This is a genomic window from Vallitalea sediminicola (assembly GCF_054408565.1).
Window position 1 is genome coordinate 1 of the sequence record NZ_BTPT01000397.1, and the last position, 326, is coordinate 326.

General features: G+C 39.9%; 1 protein-coding gene. It reads left to right on the forward strand.

What is annotated here, in order from left to right; genetic code table 11:
* The coding region (locus ACX6CF_RS27175) for a hypothetical protein (RefSeq protein WP_458788492.1) at positions 1-326 on the forward strand (326 nt) is incomplete at both ends.

Consider the following 326-nt stretch of genomic DNA (forward strand, 5'->3'; position numbering starts at 1 on the left):
CGACTAGATGCAACCTTCACAGAGGCTGAAGCTAAAAAGTATCAAGATCAAATGAATATTAGCGCTAATTCAAGTCGTAAATTTACCGCATCTCCTGTCAATAAAGAATCTTTCGATAACGTAGAAAAGGCATTGAAAGCACAAATGCCAGCTATTGTTAAACGTGATGGCGTAGAAGCATTAACAGGTATGTTCACTGACCCGCGTGACGAATCGAATAAGTTGTTTAGCACAGAGAAATATCAGGTTGGTGCGGCAATAGGCTGGGGTGGTGCACAAATAGTCGATAATATTTATGAAGTATCAGGTAATTACCCGAGTAATAC